The 19,943-nt window shown below is 41.1% G+C and carries 18 protein-coding genes; 4 read left to right on the top strand and 14 right to left on the bottom strand.

The genetic code is table 11. The annotated features are described in order from the left end of the window. Nucleotides 1–82 precede the first annotated feature (82 nt). From KF872_00220 to KF872_00205, 4 genes are read right to left on the bottom strand one after another with little or no spacing between them, the layout of a single operon-like run. Nucleotides 83–895, bottom strand: a complete 813-nt coding sequence (locus KF872_00220) for a TonB family protein (protein ID MBX2901947.1) — start codon at nucleotides 893–895, stop codon at nucleotides 83–85. A gap of 53 nt (nucleotides 896–948) precedes the next feature. Beyond that, entirely contained in the window at nucleotides 949–1,536 is a 588-nt protein-coding gene (locus KF872_00215; GenBank protein MBX2901946.1) for a biopolymer transporter ExbD, read from the bottom strand. A 32-nt stretch (nucleotides 1,537–1,568) separates the two neighbouring features. Then, complete coding sequence (locus KF872_00210; GenBank protein MBX2901945.1) at nucleotides 1,569–2,204, bottom strand: biopolymer transporter ExbD; 636 nt, start codon at nucleotides 2,202–2,204, stop codon at nucleotides 1,569–1,571. Between the two features lie 27 nt (nucleotides 2,205–2,231). Then, nucleotides 2,232–3,050 (bottom strand): MotA/TolQ/ExbB proton channel family protein, encoded by an 819-nt coding sequence (locus KF872_00205; GenBank protein MBX2901944.1) that lies wholly within the window; start codon nucleotides 3,048–3,050, stop codon nucleotides 2,232–2,234. Nucleotides 3,051–3,384: 334 nt separating this feature from the next. Here KF872_00205 and fabG point away from each other — a divergent pair, with 334 nt between their 5' ends. Next, complete coding sequence (fabG, locus tag KF872_00200; GenBank protein ID MBX2901943.1) at nucleotides 3,385–4,113, top strand: 3-oxoacyl-ACP reductase FabG; 729 nt, start codon at nucleotides 3,385–3,387, stop codon at nucleotides 4,111–4,113. A gap of 1 nt (nucleotide 4,114) precedes the next feature. On the opposite strand, the gene KF872_00195 is transcribed toward fabG, so the two are convergent. The 5 genes from KF872_00195 to KF872_00175 form a co-directional block, all read right to left on the bottom strand. Then, nucleotides 4,115–5,224, bottom strand: coding sequence for a glycosyltransferase family 4 protein (locus tag KF872_00195; protein MBX2901942.1), 1,110 nt, complete (start codon nucleotides 5,222–5,224; stop codon nucleotides 4,115–4,117). Continuing rightward, on the bottom strand, nucleotides 5,221–6,297 hold the full coding sequence (locus KF872_00190) for a radical SAM protein (protein ID MBX2901941.1): 1,077 nt from the start codon (nucleotides 6,295–6,297) through the stop codon (nucleotides 5,221–5,223). The genes KF872_00195 and KF872_00190 overlap by 4 nt, the downstream gene beginning before the upstream one ends. Before the next feature lie 7 nt (nucleotides 6,298–6,304). Beyond that, nucleotides 6,305–6,661, bottom strand: coding sequence for a 6-carboxytetrahydropterin synthase QueD (gene queD, locus KF872_00185; GenBank protein ID MBX2901940.1), 357 nt, complete (start codon nucleotides 6,659–6,661; stop codon nucleotides 6,305–6,307). 146 nt (nucleotides 6,662–6,807) lie between these two features. Beyond that, nucleotides 6,808–8,724, bottom strand: a complete 1,917-nt coding sequence (locus tag KF872_00180; protein ID MBX2901939.1) for a methylmalonyl-CoA mutase — start codon at nucleotides 8,722–8,724, stop codon at nucleotides 6,808–6,810. Nucleotides 8,725–8,813: 89 nt separating this feature from the next. Next, on the bottom strand, nucleotides 8,814–10,154 hold the full coding sequence (locus KF872_00175) for a (Fe-S)-binding protein (protein ID MBX2901938.1): 1,341 nt from the start codon (nucleotides 10,152–10,154) through the stop codon (nucleotides 8,814–8,816). Nucleotides 10,155–10,247: 93 nt separating this feature from the next. Here KF872_00175 and KF872_00170 point away from each other — a divergent pair, with 93 nt between their 5' ends. Beyond that, entirely contained in the window at nucleotides 10,248–12,623 is a 2,376-nt protein-coding gene (locus tag KF872_00170; GenBank protein MBX2901937.1) for a S8 family peptidase, read from the top strand. A gap of 21 nt (nucleotides 12,624–12,644) precedes the next feature. After that, nucleotides 12,645–13,550: a hypothetical protein gene (locus tag KF872_00165; GenBank protein MBX2901936.1), complete on the top strand. Its 906-nt coding sequence runs from the start codon at nucleotides 12,645–12,647 to the stop codon at nucleotides 13,548–13,550. A 4-nt stretch (nucleotides 13,551–13,554) separates the two neighbouring features. Here the strand turns inward: KF872_00165 and fabF are convergent, their stop codons facing one another. From fabF to rseP, 5 genes are all read right to left on the bottom strand, one after another. Continuing rightward, nucleotides 13,555–14,805, bottom strand: coding sequence for a beta-ketoacyl-ACP synthase II (gene fabF / locus KF872_00160; protein MBX2901935.1), 1,251 nt, complete (start codon nucleotides 14,803–14,805; stop codon nucleotides 13,555–13,557). Nucleotides 14,806–14,824: 19 nt separating this feature from the next. Continuing rightward, entirely contained in the window at nucleotides 14,825–15,064 is a 240-nt protein-coding gene (locus KF872_00155; GenBank protein MBX2901934.1) for an acyl carrier protein, read from the bottom strand. A 235-nt stretch (nucleotides 15,065–15,299) separates the two neighbouring features. After that, on the bottom strand, nucleotides 15,300–15,548 hold the full coding sequence (locus tag KF872_00150) for a hypothetical protein (GenBank protein MBX2901933.1): 249 nt from the start codon (nucleotides 15,546–15,548) through the stop codon (nucleotides 15,300–15,302). A gap of 92 nt (nucleotides 15,549–15,640) precedes the next feature. Further along, a complete protein-coding gene (der, locus tag KF872_00145) occupies nucleotides 15,641–16,951 on the bottom strand; it encodes a ribosome biogenesis GTPase Der (protein MBX2901932.1) in 1,311 nt (436 codons plus the stop codon). 11 nt (nucleotides 16,952–16,962) lie between these two features. Beyond that, a complete protein-coding gene (gene rseP / locus KF872_00140) occupies nucleotides 16,963–18,291 on the bottom strand; it encodes an RIP metalloprotease RseP (protein ID MBX2901931.1) in 1,329 nt (442 codons plus the stop codon). A 280-nt stretch (nucleotides 18,292–18,571) separates the two neighbouring features. Here rseP and KF872_00135 point away from each other — a divergent pair, with 280 nt between their 5' ends. Further along, nucleotides 18,572–19,933: a hypothetical protein gene (locus KF872_00135; GenBank protein ID MBX2901930.1), complete on the top strand. Its 1,362-nt coding sequence runs from the start codon at nucleotides 18,572–18,574 to the stop codon at nucleotides 19,931–19,933. The last annotated feature ends 10 nt before the right edge of the window (nucleotides 19,934–19,943 follow it).

Genomic DNA, 19,943 nt, shown 5'->3' with positions numbered 1-19,943 from the left:
AATATCGAAAATATGTGAATATGATAACAACAAAAAAGCCACCTCAACTGAGATGGCTTTACGTAACTAATTTATGAGTGTATTACTGTAATCTAAACACTACCGGAACCACATAGCGGCAAGGTACAGACTTACCCTGTTGTTTTCCAGCTTTCCATTTAGGCATACCCTCTATTACACGCTTTGCTTCGCGATCTAATCCGGGGCTAACACCTTTCTTTACTTCCACTTGGCGAATACTGCCATCGTCCCACACTACAAATGCTACAATAACCTTACCTTGAATATCGTTATCGCGCTCCATATTGGGATATTGGATGTTATCGCGCAGATATTTGTAGAGTGCTTGCTCACCTCCGGGAAACTCCGGCTGCTGCTCTACGATAGTAAAAATTTCCGGCTCTTTTACCACCGGAGCGTCTATCACCACAGGTTCATTTATGGTTGGTTCAGCATTGGCATCACCTTCCTGTGTTTTAGTAGCAATCTCTGCTTCTTTGATATCCTCAATTTTCACAGGCTCTTCTTCTTGCTGGCGCACCTCCTCTTGTTTTTTCACAATCATCTCCACAAAACGCACTGTTGGGCGCTGTGGCGGTGGCGGTGGCGGTGGTGGCGGTGGCGGTGGAGCTTTTTCATCTAACGGTGGTGGCTCAGAGAGCGTTACCACAGTTTCTACCGTTTCTTCTTCATTTGCCTTTGAGCCTAAAAAAGACCAATCTACTTGGCTGGCTACAATAAGAGCAACGAAAAATATCAAAGCCAAAAGCAATCCCACTCCGGAATTCTTTGGTTGTATTTTTCTGAGTTCATACGCACCGTATGCTTTATTTCTATCGTCAAATACGATGTCGTCAAAACTCCAATTCAAATAATCTTTCTGTGTTGCTTGCATAGCTTTTGTTACGCGTTTATTTTATGATGCACCACTGTTTAATTTCCACAAATTTATTCCTGAGCAAATGATTTTACCGACCCGCCATTCTCTACCGCTTCCACTTCAATTGGATCTGGTTCTTGAATAGCATAAATTTTAGTTCCGGTAATATCCATTTCATCTAAGATTCCAACCATATTGTTGTAGCGAGCACCTTTCATCATTTTAATAAGTACAATAAAATCGCGTGGTTGCCCTGCTCTTTTATTGCCTGCCGGATAAACACAAGCACCGCTCTTGGCTAATTCCTTTTGCTTTTTCAAAATCTCATTTCTAATACCACCATCTCCGGCAAAGGTTGTTTTTTGCAAGCCAGCTACCGAAAGACCTTCATAATACCAAACCTGATCTAAAGTATCCAGTAATATATTCATTACTTGGCAATCTGCTACATCGGTTTGTTCTTCGGGCTCATTTACCTTTTTAGGCATGTTTAGTTCCATAGCCTGAGGTTTGTTGAGCGTGGTAGTAAGCATAAAGAACGAAATCAACAAAAACGCTAAGTCCACCATTGGTGTTAAGTCCACCCTTGTGGACATCTTCTTACTCCGCTTTTTCCCGTCTTTTCCGCCACTATCTGCGGTATCCATTTGAGCCATAACGCAACTTCTCCTTTTTTATTGAATAATTTTTATTCCTCCGCTTTTGCTTCTTCGCCTCCTTTTGAAAGGTTGGTGATTAAGTTAAAACGATATACTTCTTTTTCTTTAAAAATTTCTATCACCCGCTGTACTGCCTTTATATTGGTGAACTTATCACCCTTTATGGCAATGCGCATCTTAGGATTGGCATAGCGTGCAGCCATAATCCAATCGCCTAATTGGTTGTGAATAGAGTCTGTTGGAATACCGGGCAGTTTCTTTTTGTAGTCATTGTACTGTACTCCACTTAAACTAAGTACACGCGGCAAGTCCTCAATTGGCGTACCAAACATGTCCATGAGCGAAAATTGCTTTTTCTGCTCTTCTGTAAGGTTCTTCAAGTTAGGATATTTTTCGCCATACTTTTCAATCATATTGTTGATTGCTTCGTAGCGAACGGAGCCGCTGTTGGTACTCCAATAAGCTTTCCCATCTTTATCTACCGTAACAAAAATGGCATCTTCTACTTTAATGTTTGAACGAGAAGAAGGCATATCTATTACCACAGCTTGATCCGGACGGAATTTTGCCGTTAAGATAAAGAAAGTAAGGAGTAGAAACGATACATCGCACATGGCGGTCATATCTACAATAGTACTCTTGCGAGGAACTTTAACCTTTGGCATCGTTGAATGCTTTTTAGGTTTAAAAAATTATTTACCGTGTTTGCCTGAAGCAAAAGATTGTGCTATCGAGAAACCGATTTCATCAATACCGTAAGTAAGCTTATCGATCATACTGGTAAAGATGTTGTAGAAAATGATAGCAAATGCAGAAGTTCCGATACCGATAGCGGTATTGATCAACGCCTCAGAAATACCTGATGCCAACGCGCCCGGATCCGGAGTTCCTGATGTAGCAAGAGCAGCGAACGCTTTAATCATACCAATTACCGTTCCTAACAACGCAACGAGTGTAGCTACCGATGCAATAGTTGCTAAGATTGGAAGATTTTTCTCTAAAGAAGGCAACTCTAATGCAGTAGCTTCTTCTACTTCTTTACTGATTGCAAGAATTTTTTTCTCTTCTTCCAAGTCAGTATTTTTCTCCATTTCCTCGTACTTGTTTAAGCCGGCCAATACTACATTGGCAACAGAGCCTTTTTGTTTATTGCACTCTGCTTTTGCAGCGCTTATATTGTTTGTAGCTAAATTATGTTTTACTTTCTGCAAAAACGCCTCCAATGAGCCGGTTCCGTTTGCTTTATTGATAGTAATAAAACGCTCTACGCCAAAAGCAAGTACAGTTATTGCCATTGTCATTAAGAAAGGAACTATGAAACCACCTTTGTAGATAATCCCGAAATAATCTCCGGGTTTAGGTTCGTGGCGCGTTTCGTCCAAGAAGTGTTTTACATCTCCAAACACAAAGTGGAAGATAAGTTCTGAAACAATTAATGCGGTAACAATTACCACAATACCCATTGGAAAATTTCCCGATTTCTTTGGTTGCGCTGCGTTAGCCTGAGCCATGACAGTATTTGTTTTGGTTATTAAATAAATTAAACTTTTTAAATAAGGAGTGCCAAAACTATTTGTTTTTGCGACACATCCAAATTTTTAAGAAAATCCGTTTGTTGTTCTTTAGGCACCTCAATTCATTAAAACTCCTTACAGGCCTTTGTTTTAGCTATATTTTCCAAAAATTTCCACACAAAATGAACCACACCCAAGAGTTCATACTTTAACACTCTCCGGCTCGCCTCTACCCGAATCTTCCATTGCATTGCTTATGCGATTTTGCATGTACCTTAGTCGGCTATATTGATTTTTGTTTATTTGCGGCAATAGAAAAAACACCTTACACATGAAATTTGCATTAGTAACAGGAGGCTCTAGAGGTATAGGACGCGCAGTAAGCATTCAATTGGCAGCTCAGGGCAACCACGTAGTAATTAACTACCGAAGCAATGATGCCGAGGCACAAAAAACAGCCGCACTAGTAGAAGCAGCCGGTGGCACTGCCGAACTGCTTAAATTTGATGTGGCCGATAAACATGCCATACAAACTGTTTTAGGCGGATGGATAGAAAATAACAAGGATAAACCGCTCGAAATTTTAGTAAACAATGCCGGCATTAGGAAGGACAACCTTATGCTTATGATGCCTGATAGCGATTGGGAAGAAGTGTTACACACCAACCTCGACTCCTTCTTTTATATCACCAAACTGGTACTGCCGTCTATGATGTTTAAAAAATTCGGAAGAATAGTGAATGTGGTTTCACTTTCGGGTGTAAAAGGTATGGCAGGGCAGGTAAATTATTCGGCATCGAAGGCGGCTGTAATTGGCGCTACCAAAGCATTGGCGCAAGAAGTGGCTCGTAGAGGCGTTACCGTAAATTGTGTGGCTCCGGGTTTCATAAAAACAGAAATGACCGAAGATATTAACGAAGCTCAATACCAACAAATCATTCCTATGAAACGTTTTGGCGAGGCCGAAGAAGTAGCAGAAGTAGTAGGATTCTTAGCATCAAAAGCATCGAGCTACATTACAGGCGAAGTAATAAACATCAACGGTGGATTACATACTTAGTTTAGCATGTAACCAACTCCTGAAACAATTGTACATATTTGTGCCTAATGGCTTGTGCCGAGTAATGCGCCTCTATGGTTTTTCTTCCATTGGCGCCTAGTTGCTGTCGCAGTTCGGGCTTTTCAATCAACAACGATATTTTTTCTATCCATTCTGCTTCGGTGGTTGCCAAATAGCCATTCTCTCCATCTGTAATAATATCGCAATTAGCGCCCACGGCTTGCATTACCGCAGGAATACCTAGCGACATGTATTGCAATCCCTTCATACCGCATTTGCCGCGTGTCCATTCATTGTCGGGCAGAGGCATTACGCCAATATCAAACGAGGAAATAAACGGCACTTCTGTTTCGGGAGAAAAATCTACACTGCGTATTTCAAGAGCTTCGTTTATATAACCGGGCAAACCGTATAAGGCAAATGCAATACGGCTTCCAAACTTTTGCTTCAATTTGCTATAAACCGGAAGGATTATTTCAAAATGCTTTAAAGTGGTAATGCTGCCACACCAGCCAATTACTATTGGCGCTTGCTTATTTTCGCACTTGGATGCAACAGTATATTTTTCCATGTCTAATGTAGATGGAATTACCTGAACGCGGCTATTATATTGCTGTGCGTGTGCTGCTAAATGGCTACTGCCTGCAAGTATTAAATCTGCCATTGCCATAATTTCGTTTACCTTTTGCGGGCGCTTTAACCAACCTAAATTTTTATTGCCTGCCGACACATCAAAATTCCAAATTGCGTCATCGAAATCGAACACTACTTTGGCTCCGCTTCGCTTAAGCATTCGCTCAAAAAGTGTAGTGCCGGTCATGAATGCTTCACGATAAATAAAAATCACATCAAAATTTTTTGCCCTTTGCACATCTTGCCACCTGCGATACGCACCTTTTAAAAACAATATCAACTTCTTGAAGTAATTTTTGTTTTTATAGAAATCTATATCTTCTTGTTCATCTATTAAAATGGGCGCGTACTCGCATTCAAAGCCTGCATCTTTTAAGTACGGAATGTATTGTTCGCACCTAAAACGCTGTCCTCCGGAACGGTTGTGCCGATGTTGAACTATGTATAAAATTCTTTTGGAGCGGGGCTTAGGGTTCATAAAAAATTTTGGTGTTGCGGCTGCCAATTGATATTGGCAAGCAATGTATTTTGCCCGTGAAACCTGCACAGCGGCATACATTCTTCGAAGTTTCCGATGCGGGCATATATGGCATTGCGCGTTTCGGTATCGTTCCATATTTCGGTAAAAGAACGCTCATGAATATTGCCAAGAGAGAACTTTTTATTGCCACGCATGTGGCAACAAATCCACACATCGCCAGTGGCGCCAATTACACATGCAAAATAAACTCCGGTGCAGTGGGTGTATTTCCGCTCTGTGAGATTGCCATTTCGATTCTGATATTTAGCCGCGGAGATAAATACTTTAAAAGAATCTGTTTCCATTGCTTTTGCATTTTTATAGTCGGCTTCGCTCCACTGCAACACATGTGCTTCGCTGCGTTTATCGCTGTTTAAAAAAGTCATTGGGCGAAACTGAATATAATCTACACCCAGTGGCTTAAGTATTTCTGTGGTTTTGGCAAACATGCCAGAGCCAATAGATTCCGAAAGTATGCCTATGCCGATAGTGCAGTTTGAATTGCTTTGCTTTTTGGCTTCGGTAAGCGCAGCAATATTTCTACATACTTTAGTAAATCCATCTACTTTTTTAGATTGCAAATAAGACTCTCTATCGAAAGCATCTACCGAAAAGCGCACCCATGTGCAGGTTTCTAAAATTGCTTCGGCAGAAAATGTGCGAAGACCATTTGTAATAAGTGCCACATCTAATCCCAACGATTTTGCCAACCGCAGCATTTTTTCTAACTGCAAATACATGGTTGGTTCTCCACCTCCCGTGAATGTAATAGACTTTACGCCCATGGCGCTCAATTCTCTAATTACCTTTTCTGCCGTTTCGGGTGCAAGAAATTCTTCGCAGGTTTTTCGGTAGCTTGCATTGGTGCAATAAGGGCAATCTAAATTACACACATTGGTAAGATCTAACTCCACCGAAATGGGAGCAGGAACCTTTCCGTTTTTTAGCGCTTCAAGCGCCTCTAAATGCCATAGAATTTTATCGCCACTAAATGGGCCGGCAGTATTATCGTATGGCAATTGGAGCGACATGCTTACACTATTTCCCTTCGTAAATGCAACCCGAAGTTTCTGTTTCCTTTAAATGAATTTTCGACAACTGTGGCAATAGTGGTTTTATCTTATTCCACAGCCATATAGTGATGTTTTCGGCTGTGGGATTTTCAAGCCCGTTTATATTATTCAGCACTTGGTGATCTAACTCATCTACCAGTGGCTTTACGGCTGTTTTTATATCGTGAAAATCTATAAGCCACCCACTTTGCGGATTTACCTCACCTTGTAAGTAAATGGTAAATTTATAGGAATGTCCGTGCATATTTCTGCACTTATGTGTTTCAGAAACATTGGGCAGAAAATGTGCCGCTTCGAACCTGAAAACTTTATATATCTCCATGTAGCAACTGTATTTATTGAACAACAATAATAGAGGAGAAATATGAAACCTTACAGAAAAGAAATTGGTTGAAAATATCTCTTTTCTAAGACCAAAACATGCTGTGTTAGGTTCTTTACTTTTGCCGCTTTGCGGCAAACACATAGTTACATACTCCTTCTATACTGTCCACCCACCTCAAACAAGGCATGTGTAATTTGCCCTAAGCTACAATACTTTACCGTTTCCATTAGTTCGGCAAATAAATTTCCGTTGGCAATGGCTACTTGCTGTAAACGCTGCAGTGCATCTGCACTTTTAGCGGCATTGCGGGCTTTAAAAGCATTGAGGGCGGCTATTTGATATTCTTTTTCTTCGGTAGTAGAGCGAATTACTTCTTGTGGAATAATGGTTGGTGAGCCCTTTTTACTAAGAAAAGTATTTACACCAATAATCGGAAACTCTCCTGTGTGCTTTTGATGCTCGTAATACAAACTTTCTTCTTGTATTTTATTGCGCTGATACATGCGCTCCATAGCACCTAATACGCCACCGCGCTCCGTAATACGCTTGAATTCTAAGAGCACAGCTTCTTCTACCAAATCTGTTAGTTCTTCTATTAAAAACGAACCTTGGTTGGGGTTTTCGTTCTTTGCTGTACCTAATTCACGATTTATTATCAACTGAATAGCCATTGCCCTGCGTACACTCTCTTCGGTAGGAGTAGTAATAGCTTCGTCATACGCATTGGTGTGTAGCGAATTACAGTTATCGTAAATAGCATACAACGCTTGCAGGGTGGTGCGTATATCATTAAAATCTATTTCTTGTGCGTGCAAACTTCTACCCGATGTTTGAATGTGATATTTCAACTTTTGCGAACGGTCGTTGGCTTTGTATTTGTGCTTCATTGCCTTTGCCCAAATTCTACGTGCCACACGGCCAATTACGGCATATTCGGGATCCATGCCATTGCTAAAGAAAAACGAAAGATTAGGTGCAAAGTCATCTACCTTCATACCGCGGCTGATGTAGTATTCTACATAAGTAAATCCATTGGCAAGGGTAAATGCAAGTTGCGTAATTGGGTTGGCTCCGGCTTCGGCAATATGGTAGCCGCTAATAGAAACGGAGTAAAAATTACGCACATCGTTTTGAATAAAATACTCCTGCACATCGCCCATTAGTTTTAAAGAAAATTCAGTACTGAAAATGCAAGTGTTTTGCGCCTGGTCTTCTTTTAAAATATCGGCCTGTACTGTTCCGCGCACAGCAGCTAATGCTTTTGCCTTTAGGCTTTGATATACATCTGGCGGAAGCACATCGCTGCCGCTTAAGCCAAGCAGTTGTAAACCCAAGCCTGTATTGCCTTCGGGCAGTGTGCCATTGTATGCTGGCAGGTTTACATGCTCTTTCATTGCAATACCGTTTTCTGCCATGTACTTTTCGCACTCTTGGTCTATGGCGGCATTCATAAAAAAGGCAAGTATAATTGGTGCAGGACCGTTTATAGTCATGCTCACAGAGGTTTTTGGATTGCACAAATCGAAACCGCTGTAAAGTTTTTTGGCATCATCTACGGTAGCAATGCTTACCCCGCTGTTGCCTATTTTTCCGTAAATGTCGGGGCGATGATCGGGGTCTTCGCCATAAAGCGTAACGCTATCGAATGCTGTTGATAGGCGAATGGCCGGCTGGCCAAGCGACACATAGTGAAAACGCTTATTGGTTCTTTCGGGGCCGCCTTCGCCTGCAAACATACGTGTGGGATCTTCGCCTTCGCGTTTTAGGGGAAATACTCCTGCGGTATATGGAAATTCACCCGGCACATTTTCTTGCAATTGCCATTTAAGAATATCGCCCCAATCGCTGTAGCGAGGCAAGTACACTTTGCGAATTGCTGTTCCGCTTAAAGACTTGTAAGTAAATGGCAGTTGAAGCACCTTGTCGCGCACTTTAAATGCAAAGGTTTCGTTGCTGTATTGCTTTTTCTTTTCTTCCCACTGTGCTAAAATCTTTTTGCACTCGGGATGCAGTTGCAATTCAAGCGCTGCATATTTCTCTTTAAGCTGTTCGGTAAGCATACTTTTCTTCCTTTTTTCCTTAAAACAACAGTAGCCTTTGCCGGAATACTATTGCAAGCTGTTTTCTACTTTATGTGCAGACAGCGCAATTAAGATTCGCTTGCCCATTTTAGGCGATCTTGCTGCGAGAATTGCCAAGGAGCACCATTGTTTTCCATATTGGCAAACATGCCTGTCCACTCAGCCGGAGCATTACTTTCTTCCATAATTAAGTTTCTGCGCAGCTGTAGAATTATATCTAAAGGACTAATGGTTACAGGACACTCTTCTACACATGCATTGCATGTGGTGCAGGCGCGTAATTCTTCTACAGATATATAACCGTTTTCTATGAGCGATTTGCCATCTTCTTTCCATACTCCACTGTTGGCATCTATTACATTGGCCACTTCTTCTAAGCGGTCGCGTGTATTCATCATTATTTTACGCGGGCTTAGTAATTTTCCTGTTTGGTTGGCAGGACATGCTGCCGTACAGCGTCCGCACTCGGTACAACTCATGGCATCGAGCAAATTCTTCCAACTCAAATCAAACACATCTTTTGCCCCAAACTTAACCGGCTCGGCAGGCTCTTCGGCAGGCGCAGCAAAAGCAGCATCGGGGTTCATCATAAGTTTTATCTCCTTGGTAATCTCAGGCATATTGTTCATATAGCCTTTGGGAGTAAGCTTAGAGAAATATGTATTAGGAAAGGCCAACAAAATGTGTAAGTGCTTAGAGCGTGGTAAATAAAGTAATAAATAATATACCAATAAGATGTGTCCCCACCAGCCAACTCTTTCTATTACGGTTAATACCGCTTCGGGTAGTGATGCAAATGCCGGCACAAACAAACTGCTGATAGCGAAACCATAGCTATGTCCGGTTTTGAGAAAGTACTTAGCACCATCACCAATATTCATCATAAAAATAAAAGTGATGAGCGTTAATTCAAAATACAAGATATTATTTGCATCAATGGTAGGCCAGCCGTTCATTTCAGGCTTTTTAAAGCGTGGTAATTTCAAAATATTCCTTCTCCACAAAAATGCGATGGTTACACCGAATGTAAGTACCGATAGTATTTCAATAAATCCGATTACAAACACATAGAAATCTTTAAAAACAGTCTCTTCTACTGCGTGATAAATTAAGCGGTGCTGCCCGGAAACGCCATCTATTAAAATTTCGATTAACTCTATTTGAGTAATTACAAACGAAACATAAATTACCAAGTGCAATAGAGCAGGAATAACGTTCTTAAACATTTTCTTTTGCCCAAGAGCTATGAGTAGTACATTTTTTATACGCTGTTGAGGGTTATCGTTTATTACTTCTTTTTTCCCCAACATGATGTTTCTGTAAATTCGCTTATAGGCTTTGAAAGCGTTAGTAAAAACAAAAGCGCTTACAGCAATAAATAGCACAGCCTGAATTATAGTAAATACCATTTTTAAAACTTTGTAATGAAGGCGAAAATATATGAACTAACTTTGTTTGCAACCGTTTTGTTCATAATACCTTCATAAAAAACAATTGGAAGTATGAAAAAGATATGTACGCTCTTGTTTAGTCTTGCTTTTTGTATGGCGCTGGCACAAGAAAAATCGAAGATAGACCTGCGTTCGCTCTCACTTTTAAAAAGTGGAAAAATAAAAGCGGCCACCCTCGGTTTATTGGTAGAAGGCAATGCCGAAAAGATAGAAGCGGCCTGCCAGCGGTACGATGGTTACTTAAAATACAGCATTGGGAATATCCATTCTGTTGAAATTCCTACCGCAAGAATTATTGATTTTTCGAAAGAACAAGCTGTGTATCGCATAGCTAATTTTTCTGCACAAGGTTTTAAAATGATGGATACAGCCCGCATCAACAATAATATAGACAGTGCACATGCCGGCTACAGCCCTCTGCTGCAAGCTTATTCTGGCAAAGGTGTTGTGGTGGGCGTTATAGATGGCGGTATTTATTGGCAACATCCCGATTTTAAAAACCCCGATGGCACCACCCGAATCCGCTTTATTTGGGATCAAATTATTACCACGCCATCGGTAACTCCGGCACCCTATAATTATGGGCAAGAATGGAATTGGATTGATATCAACAACGGAACTTGCACCCACGCTCCGGCTGCGTCAGATTATGCGCACGGAACTTGCGTTGCCGGCATAGCCGCAGGCAACGGACGTGGCTTAACTTACGATACGCTGCGGTATAGAGGCGTAGCTTACGAAAGCGATATTATTGCTGTTCGCATTCCCGTATCGGGCAATAACTTTTTGGCACGAGTTGCCGATGCTGTTGATTATATCTTTAAAAAGGCCGATGCACTTGGAAAGCCCTGTGTTATCAATACATCTGTGGGCACTTACTATGGTTCGCGCGATGGCAAAGACTTAACCTCTCAAATTATTGACGATTTAATTTCCGAGAAAAAAGGACGTGCTGTGGTAGCCGCAGCCGGTAATGCAGGAAACATTAAATATCATATACGCCACACTATTAACAACGATTCTGCCACTACTTATTTTAGATACAACAAAAGCGTACCGGGCTTGTATTTCGATTTTTGGGCAGATACAGCCCAATTTAACCAAGCCGAATTTTTAATAGGTGCTGTAAGTACAAAAACCGGAAATTTAGTAGATACTGTTGCTACCGGACGCTTTAATGTAATGCGCGATTTTAACCCAACGCAGGGTGGCATATTACTCTCTAGAAATTTATATACCGACAACGGAACTCAACTACTCGGCAAAGTTGAAATGTATGCAGAAATGCAACAAGATGCCTACCACGTTGAAGCCCTAATTACTCCAGTAGATACCTCACTTTGGTGGAAGTTGCAAACTTTTGGTACCGGCACCTGCGAAATATGGGCAAGTGCAGCTTTAGTGGGCAGCTCCGACCCTATTGCCGTACTACCCAACCTCATTACTAAAACCGATTACCGCTATCCCGATTCGCTTAAAACAATTGTTTCGAGTTGGCAATGCAGCAATAAAGTAATTACAGTTGCCAACTATACCAACCGTGCAATTTATTTAGATGCCGATTCTATTGGCCGCGATGGCACCGATGGTGGAAAGAGCAAAGTTGGCGAGCGGTTCTATGATTCAAGTTTTGGACCCACCAGAGACGAACGACTTAAACCAGACATAAGCGCCACAGGCAGCACCACTATTACAACCGGAGATTTAAACCTTATACCTCAATACTTGGCAACGCCTGCCAATAGACTAAAAGTAGGCTTAGGAAAAAAACACATGCGCAATGGCGGCACATCTATGGCTTCACCTTTGGTGGCAGGATTTGTGGCACTCTACTTAGAAAAACACCCTACCGCACGCTGGGACGAAATTAAACAAGCTATTACACTCACCGCCAAACGCGATAGCTTTACCACCGCAAGCGACAATCCCGCTTATGGATATGGTAAATTGAATGGATTTAGAGCTTTAGCACATGAGTTTATCTATGGCTGTACCGATACCGGCTCTCTAAACTATAACCCAAGTGCCAATTTAGACACCGGAGGCTGTGTAAAAAAAATATACGGTTGCACCGATACCGCAGCCACCAACTACTTACCCGGAGCTAATGTAAACAACGGCACCTGCAATTACGACACCAATACCACTTCTATTCAAACGCTAAAAACGTGGAAACCAAATGTGCGCGTTTATCCCAATCCATTCACCAGCGAAACATTCTTTGCCGTAGATGGATTACCCCAAAATTTCACGCAAGCAGCAATTGTAGTAAGCAATATAATTGGCAGCACCGTAGCACGTATTGAACTTGCAAAAGGAGTTTATCAATACAAACTATCTAGCCCCAGTATAGCTCCCGGAGTGTTACTCTATAAGTTAGAAATAGATAACAAAATACGCTTTACCGGAAAAGTAGTAAAACAATAAGTTTGCATCTAAAATTTCCGCTTGCTTACATTTGCTCATATTGTAAATCCCGTTGCCGCTCCAACAACCAGCGAACTGCATTATGCACAACCGCTTACGTTTGAAAGTATGTGCCGTGCCAGGCAATTTGCCGAAGCAAAAGCACAAGTTGAGTTACTGAGCATACAATACGAAGAAGACGAAAAGGCGGTTCCACCGTCCTTTACCAAACTTCCTAATTTACAACGCTCTATTCGCGATGTGGCCCACTTGCCAAACGCCAAAAAATTTCCACTTATTGCCGATATTCTATTGGCAGCATACCACCATAGCAAAGCCACTTACTTAATTTATACTAATACCGATATTACCATTACACCACACTTCTACGAAGCAGCAGCAGTATTGGTGCAGCAAGGCTATGATGCCATTACCATCAATAGAAGAAGAATTGCCAATAAATGGCAAAGCTCCAACGAACTTCCCCTTGCTTTAGCCCAAATGGGCAAATTGCATCCGGGATACGATTGTTTTATCTTTCATAGAGATTTAATTCCAAAGTTTATCTTCAGCAATGTGTGTATTGGCACAGGCTACACCAGCGTAGCCTTTATTCACAACCTTATTGCCTTTGCCTCCAAACCGCTTATTACCGATAAACTTCACCTAACGGTGCATCTAGGTTTAGAAGTGATGCCACCATTAGAACCTACTGTATATCGCTTTACCAAAAACGACTATGAGCAGAATATTTACCCAAAACTAAAACCTAATTTACAGCTGCACAAATTCCCTTACACTTCCTTACCTTTTCATAAAAGAGTGCTGAAATGGAGTTTAAACCCCAACTTTTCTTCTTCTATATTGCTAGAATTAGAAGGGAAAAATTTGAAAAGAAAACTGAAAGCATTGTTAGATGAAATAAGGTTTTCACTATTAGAAAAGTGAGAAACTACTCATACTTTTTAATAAGCACCGCAGCATTGTGCCCTCCAAAACCGAAAGTATTACTCAATGCGGCACGCACCACTCTTTTTTGAGCAGTATTAAAGGTAAGATTTAATTGTGCGTCTATTTCGGGATCGTCTGTAAAATGATTGATCGTAGGCGGAATTATATCGTGCTTTACAGTAAGTACCGAAGCAATCGCTTCAATAGCGCCTGCTCCTCCCAGTAAATGCCCTGTCATAGACTTGGTAGCACTTATGTTTAAGCGATACGCCTCTTCTCCAAAAACTTTTTTAATAGCAATCAACTCTGCGTTGTCGCCCAAAGGAGTAGAGGTACCATGCGTATTTACATAATCTATATCGCCCGGCTGCATACCTGCATCTGCTAATGCCTGCTGCATTACTCTTGCTGCCCCTTCGCCTTCCGGATGCGGAGCTGTAAGATGATATGCATCGGCACTTAAACCACTGCCTGCAACTTCTCCATAAATTTTAGCGCCTCGCGCCAAGGCGTGCTCTAATGCTTCTAATACCAATCCACCGCCACCTTCACCCATTACAAAGCCATCGCGATCTTTATCATAAGGGCGCGAAGCCGTTTCCGGGCTATCGTTTCTTTCACTCATTGCCTTCATACTGTTGAATCCGCCTACGCCTCCTCGCGTAATGGCGGCTTCGGAACCTCCGGCAATAATAATATCGGCCTTGCCAAATCTTACTAAGTCAAAAGCATTTGCCAACGAAATGGTAGATGATGCACAAGCTGCCACAGGTGCATAATTAGGCCCCTTAAAGCCATATTTCATAGAAATTTGCCCCGCAGCAATATCGGCAATCATTTTGGGAATAAAGAAGGGGTTAAAACGAGGAATGCCTTCGCTTAATGCAAACTGCAGCATTTCTTCTTCAAAAACTTCTAAACCTCCAATTCCCGAAGCCCAAATTACACCTATGCGTTCTTTGTTCAGTTTTTCATCTGCAATGCCTGCATCTGCCACAGCTTCTGCGGCTGCTACCATTGCAAACTGAGCATAACGATCAAAACGCTTAACATCTTTCTTCTCAAAGAAATTAAGCGGATCGAAACTCTTTACCTCGCACGCAAAACGGGTTTTAAACTTAGCAGTATCAAAACGGGTGATAGGAGCACCACCGCTTTTACCATTGATTAAACTACTCCAATACTCAGGAGCAGTATTACCAATAGGTGTAATGGCACCTATGCCTGTTATGACTACTCGCCTCAGGTGCATTTGCTATAAAATAATGGAATTAAGCTGCTATTGTTTTCTTAAGGTATTCAATAGCCTGACCAACAGTAGTTATATTCTCTGCTTGCTCATCGGGAATACCAATATTAAATTCCTTTTCAAACTCCATAATGAGCTCAACAGTATCTAATGAATCGGCACCTAAATCGTTGGTGAAACTTGCCTCAGGTGTTACTTGACTTTCTTCTACACCTAATTTATCAACGATTATCTTTTTTACGCGCTCTTCAATATTTGCCATTGCTTGAACTTTGTTGTTTTAATAAAAATCAAGGTGCAAACCTACATGAATTTTTGAGAAATGAAAATATACGACCTGTTCTACTCAATTCTTTTTTTATCGGCAAGCAGAAGTTGCGCTCTACATGCATTTCACCTATGAGTTATTTGCTATACGCAACCAGCTAAGATGGGTAAAAACAAAAAACCCCGCCAAAGGCGAGGTTCTTTATTAAGTTTTACAACTTAAAAACTAATTACTTAGTTGCAGCAGCTGGAGCAGCAGCAGCGTCAGCAGCTGGAGCAGCGGCAGCAGCGGCAGCAGCAGCAGCTGAATCTGTAGCAACCGGAGCAGCTTCAGTAGCTGGAGCGGCTTCTGCAGCTGGAGCAGCAGTTTCAGTTGTTGTAGTTTCAGTTGTAGTTGCTTCTTCAGCAGCTGGTTGGTTGTTGCAAGATACTAATGCGATAGTAGCAACTGCAACGAAAGCGAAAAATACTTTTTTCATTTTGCTTTTAATTTTTGAAGTTTTTAATTAAAAAAGACGTGCAAAGATAAATGATGAATAATTGATTTTTCCAAATTTTGCTCAAATTTATTTTACTTCTCTCTAAACACTATATGCACAGGCACTCCGGTGAAGTCGAATTTTTCGCGCAATTGGTTCTCTAAATAGCTGCGATAGTGCTCGCGAATATACTTTGGGTGGTTACTGAAAAAAGCGAACATTGGTGCGGCAGTTGGCAGCTGTGTAATATATTTTATTGACACCAATTTACCGCTGGTGGGTGGTGGTGGATAGCGTTGGATAGCGGGCATCATGATTTCATTTAGCTGCGAGGTAGAAATACGCCTTTGCATGTTCTCATACACCTTTTCTACCGTTTCTATCAATTTAAAAATTCGCTGCTTCTCCAATGCTGAGGTAAATACTATGGGTAAATCGTTAAAGGGAGCCAATTTTGCTTTTATGGCATCTTCGTAGTGTTTCATGGTATTGCTCTCTTTTTGTTCTACCGCATCCCATTTATTAAGTGCTATAATTATACCGCGCCTTTTTTTAACTGCTATACGAAAAATAGCCAAATCTTGCTGTGTAATGCCTTCTAAAGCATCTATAACCAAAATGGCAATATCCGACTCGTCTAATGCCTTTATGGCTCTAATAACACTATAAAACTCTAAATTTTCCTGAACCTTTGCTTTGCGCCTTATACCTGCGGTATCTATTAGCAATAGCTCTTTTCCAAACTTACTGTACCGTGCGTGAACACTATCGCGCGTAGTTCCGGCAATTGGTGTTACCACATTGCGCTCTTCGCCTAAAAGTGCATTTATAATTGAGCTTTTACCCACATTAGGTTGCCCAATAATGCAAACGCGCGGTATCTTTTCTTCCTCCCTTTCTTCTACCTCTGCAGGAATTTTTTCTACAATAGCATCCAACAATTCTCCGGTGCCGCTACCACTTATTGAAGATAGCATAAACACATTGTCTATTCCTAAACTATAAAACTCTGTGGCATCGTATTGGCGTTCGGCATTATCTACCTTATTTACCACTAAAAATACCGGCTTAGGCGAGCGTCTGAGCAAATCGGCAAATTCATCGTCTAAATCGGTAATGCCGCAAGTTACATCTACCACAAATAAAAGCAGCGAGGCTTCTTCTATGGCAATAAGTACTTGCTCGCGTATGTGCTTTTCAAACACATCTTCGCTTCGTGGCACAAAGCCTCCGGTGTCTATTACATTAAAAAGTTTGCCACCCCAATCTGCTTCACCATAAATGCGATCGCGGGTTACTCCGCTCACATCATCGGTAATAGATTTTTTTTCGCCTATAAGGCGGTTAAACAAGGTGCTTTTGCCTACGTTCGGGCGACCTATTATTGCTATGGTGAAACTCACTGTATTGAATTTTATTTGAGGAAATTCCTAAAAATATCGTTGCCCAATGCAAACACCATGAGTGTAAGCAATAATATCATACCTACCATTTGTGCATATTCCAAGAATTTTTCGCTGGGCTTTTTCCCTGTAATAATTTCAATAATGGTAAACAACGCATGTCCGCCATCTAATGCCGGAATTGGCAATACGTTTAATACTGCCAGCATTATAGAAAGGAAAGCCGTAAGATTCCAAAATGCAGTCCAATCCCACGATTTTGGAAACAATTGTGTAATGGTAATAAAGCTGCCCACTTGCTTATATCCTTTTACATCGGAATCAAAAATTAAACGAAATTGCTTTAGATAATTAGAAAGTGTGGTGCCTGTTTTTTTAATGCCTGCTGGAATGGCTTGAAAAAGCGTGTAATTTTTAGTACTGAGCTTAAAGTAATTATCTAATGATTTCGCAGCAAAGCCAATGGTTCCGGCTTCGCTTACAGTTACTTGGGTAGCAACTGTATCTGCACCTCTTAGCAAGGTGAGTGGAACTGTTTGCCCTTTGAGTTGGCGCAAACCTATGCGCAATTCATCAAAGAACCGAACCGGAGAACCGTTGATAGCAATAATGGCATCACCTTCTTTTGCTCCGGCTTTTTGAATTGGTGAGCCGGGTTGCACGGCACCTACTTCTGCCGGAAATGCCATGCTGATAAAACCTTCGCCTTTCTTTTCTACCAAAGCTTTTGTGAGGCTGCGTGGTATAGGAATATCTAATACCTCTCCGTTTCTATCTACTCGTAAGCTAAGTGCATTTTCTAGCAAAATGGTTCCTACAACCGAAGTAAATGTTTCAAACTTTTTATCGTGATCGTACCCAATAATTTTATCGCCATTGCGCAAACCCATTTGCTGAGCCAGCGAGTCGGCAACAATACCATATTTGGCATCTTCTACTGCCAAGTATTGCTCGCCATTGGCAAACAACAGCATTGCATAAATAAGAAAGGCCAAAATAATATTTACGGTTACGCCTCCGAGCATAATAATTAAGCGCTGCCATGCCGGTTTACTGCGAAACTCCCACGGCTGAGGCTCTTGCTTCATTTGTTCTTTATCCATGCTTTCGTCTATCATTCCGGCAATTTTTACATAACCTCCCAATGGAAGCCAACCAATGCCGTATTCTGTTTCGCCTATTTTTTTCTTTACTAACGAAAACCATGGATCGAAAAAGAGATAGAATTTTTCTACCCTTGTTTTAAAAAGTTTGGCAGGAATAAAGTGCCCTAACTCGTGCAGCACCACCAATATTGAAAGACTCAAAACTAATTGAGCAATTTGAATTAATACATCCATAAATTAAACAAAAGGGAAGCGAAGGTAAAAGAATTGTGCAGGTGTGATACTTGTTTCATATTTTTTGCAGATGTGTGCATATGCTCTTTGTACATTATTTTGATGATAGAGCAGCCGAATACGCATGGGTTATTGTTGTGGTTTTCTTACAAACGGCATGAGCATTTTAATGATGGAGCATAAGGCTTACAAGCAATACTGCAACCAATAGCAACTTCACTTATTTTTTAAAGTATGGCATAAAGAATTTAATTTACGTTTGGCTTAGAGTAAATACATTATGCGAGAGGGATTTGCCCGATACTTTCTTTCTTCTTACAACTTTAGCAATGAATTTGAGCGCAGTAAGGCGACATCGCTGCTGTTTATTTCGGTTGCTATGGGCATTTTCTTTTTGGTGGTTGGCATAGCACAAAAAGGTGCCGATATGAGCAACATTATTGTGCTGGGCGACCTTGCCGGTATCGTAGGTGTGGGGCTTACACTTTTTCTTATTAAAAATGGCAGAATAGACTGGGCAGGCGAAGTGCTTATTTCTGTTTGCCTTAGTGTAATCTGCATTGCCGACTTGTATGACGATTGGGTGTCGCCCAAGCAGCAAGCCCAGTATAAAATTTATGTATCGCTGGTATCGCTTTTAGGCACTTATCTTCTTTGCTTATCGTTTTTTAGAGAAAAGCAGAAGTTTTTCCTTTACGCCTTTATTGGTGCTATTATTATTACTGTTCATGCTGCCATTATTTATCACCATCCGCTGCATACGGAGCAAATAAGAGAGGCTATAGGCATTCATTACTTGGTAGGAATTGCCGGAATAGTTCTTAGCGCTACCTTGTTTAACTTAATAATCATTACAAGCGAAAACCTATTAGAGCAAAACATAAAAATTTCGAGGCAAATACAACTTCAAAACGAGGATTTAGAGCGCACTGTAGCTGCACGTACCAAAGCATTAAAAAATAGCAACGATAATTTACAGGAATTTGCCTATGTGGTAAGCCACGATTTAAAAGAGCCGCTCCGAACTATTTCGGGTTTTGTGGCAATTATAGAAAGAAGACTCCGCAAGAAAGAGCAGTTGGATCCGGAACTCCTGGAATACATTCAATTGGTGGTAAACGGTACTCGCCAAATGGATATACTTATTCAAGACCTGCTGCTGTATTCCAGATTAAATATTACTGAGCATAAGCTTGTGTTGATAGATGTAAACAAGGTAGTAAAAGAAGTATTAGAGAACCTTTCGGCATCTATAACAGAAACCGGAGCCATTATTAAAACAACTCATTTTCCGAGCATACACTCTGAGCGGGCGCTTTTATTTCAATTGTTTCAAAACCTTATTTCAAATGCAATTAAGTATAGAAAGAAGGACGTAATTCCAAGTGTAGAAATTGCATTTGAAGAACGAAAAGCAGAATGGTTATTTTGGGTAAAAGACAATGGACTGGGTATTCCACAGGAATACTACAATACCGTATTCCAAGCTTTTAAAAGGTTGCACAACAAAAGTGAATACGAAGGAACGGGAGTTGGGCTGGCTATTTGCAAGAAAATCATAGACATTCACAACGGTAAAATTTGGATAGAATCGCAAGAGGGCGTGGGCACAACTTTCTTTTTTTCTTTACCAAAAAAGTAAATTGCGGTAC

It is taken from the genome of Chitinophagales bacterium, assembly GCA_019638515.1.
GTDB lineage: Bacteria > Bacteroidota > Bacteroidia > Chitinophagales > LD1 > UBA7692.
The sequence above is the reverse complement of the archived record's forward strand: the minus strand, read 5'-3'. Positions and strand labels throughout refer to the sequence as shown.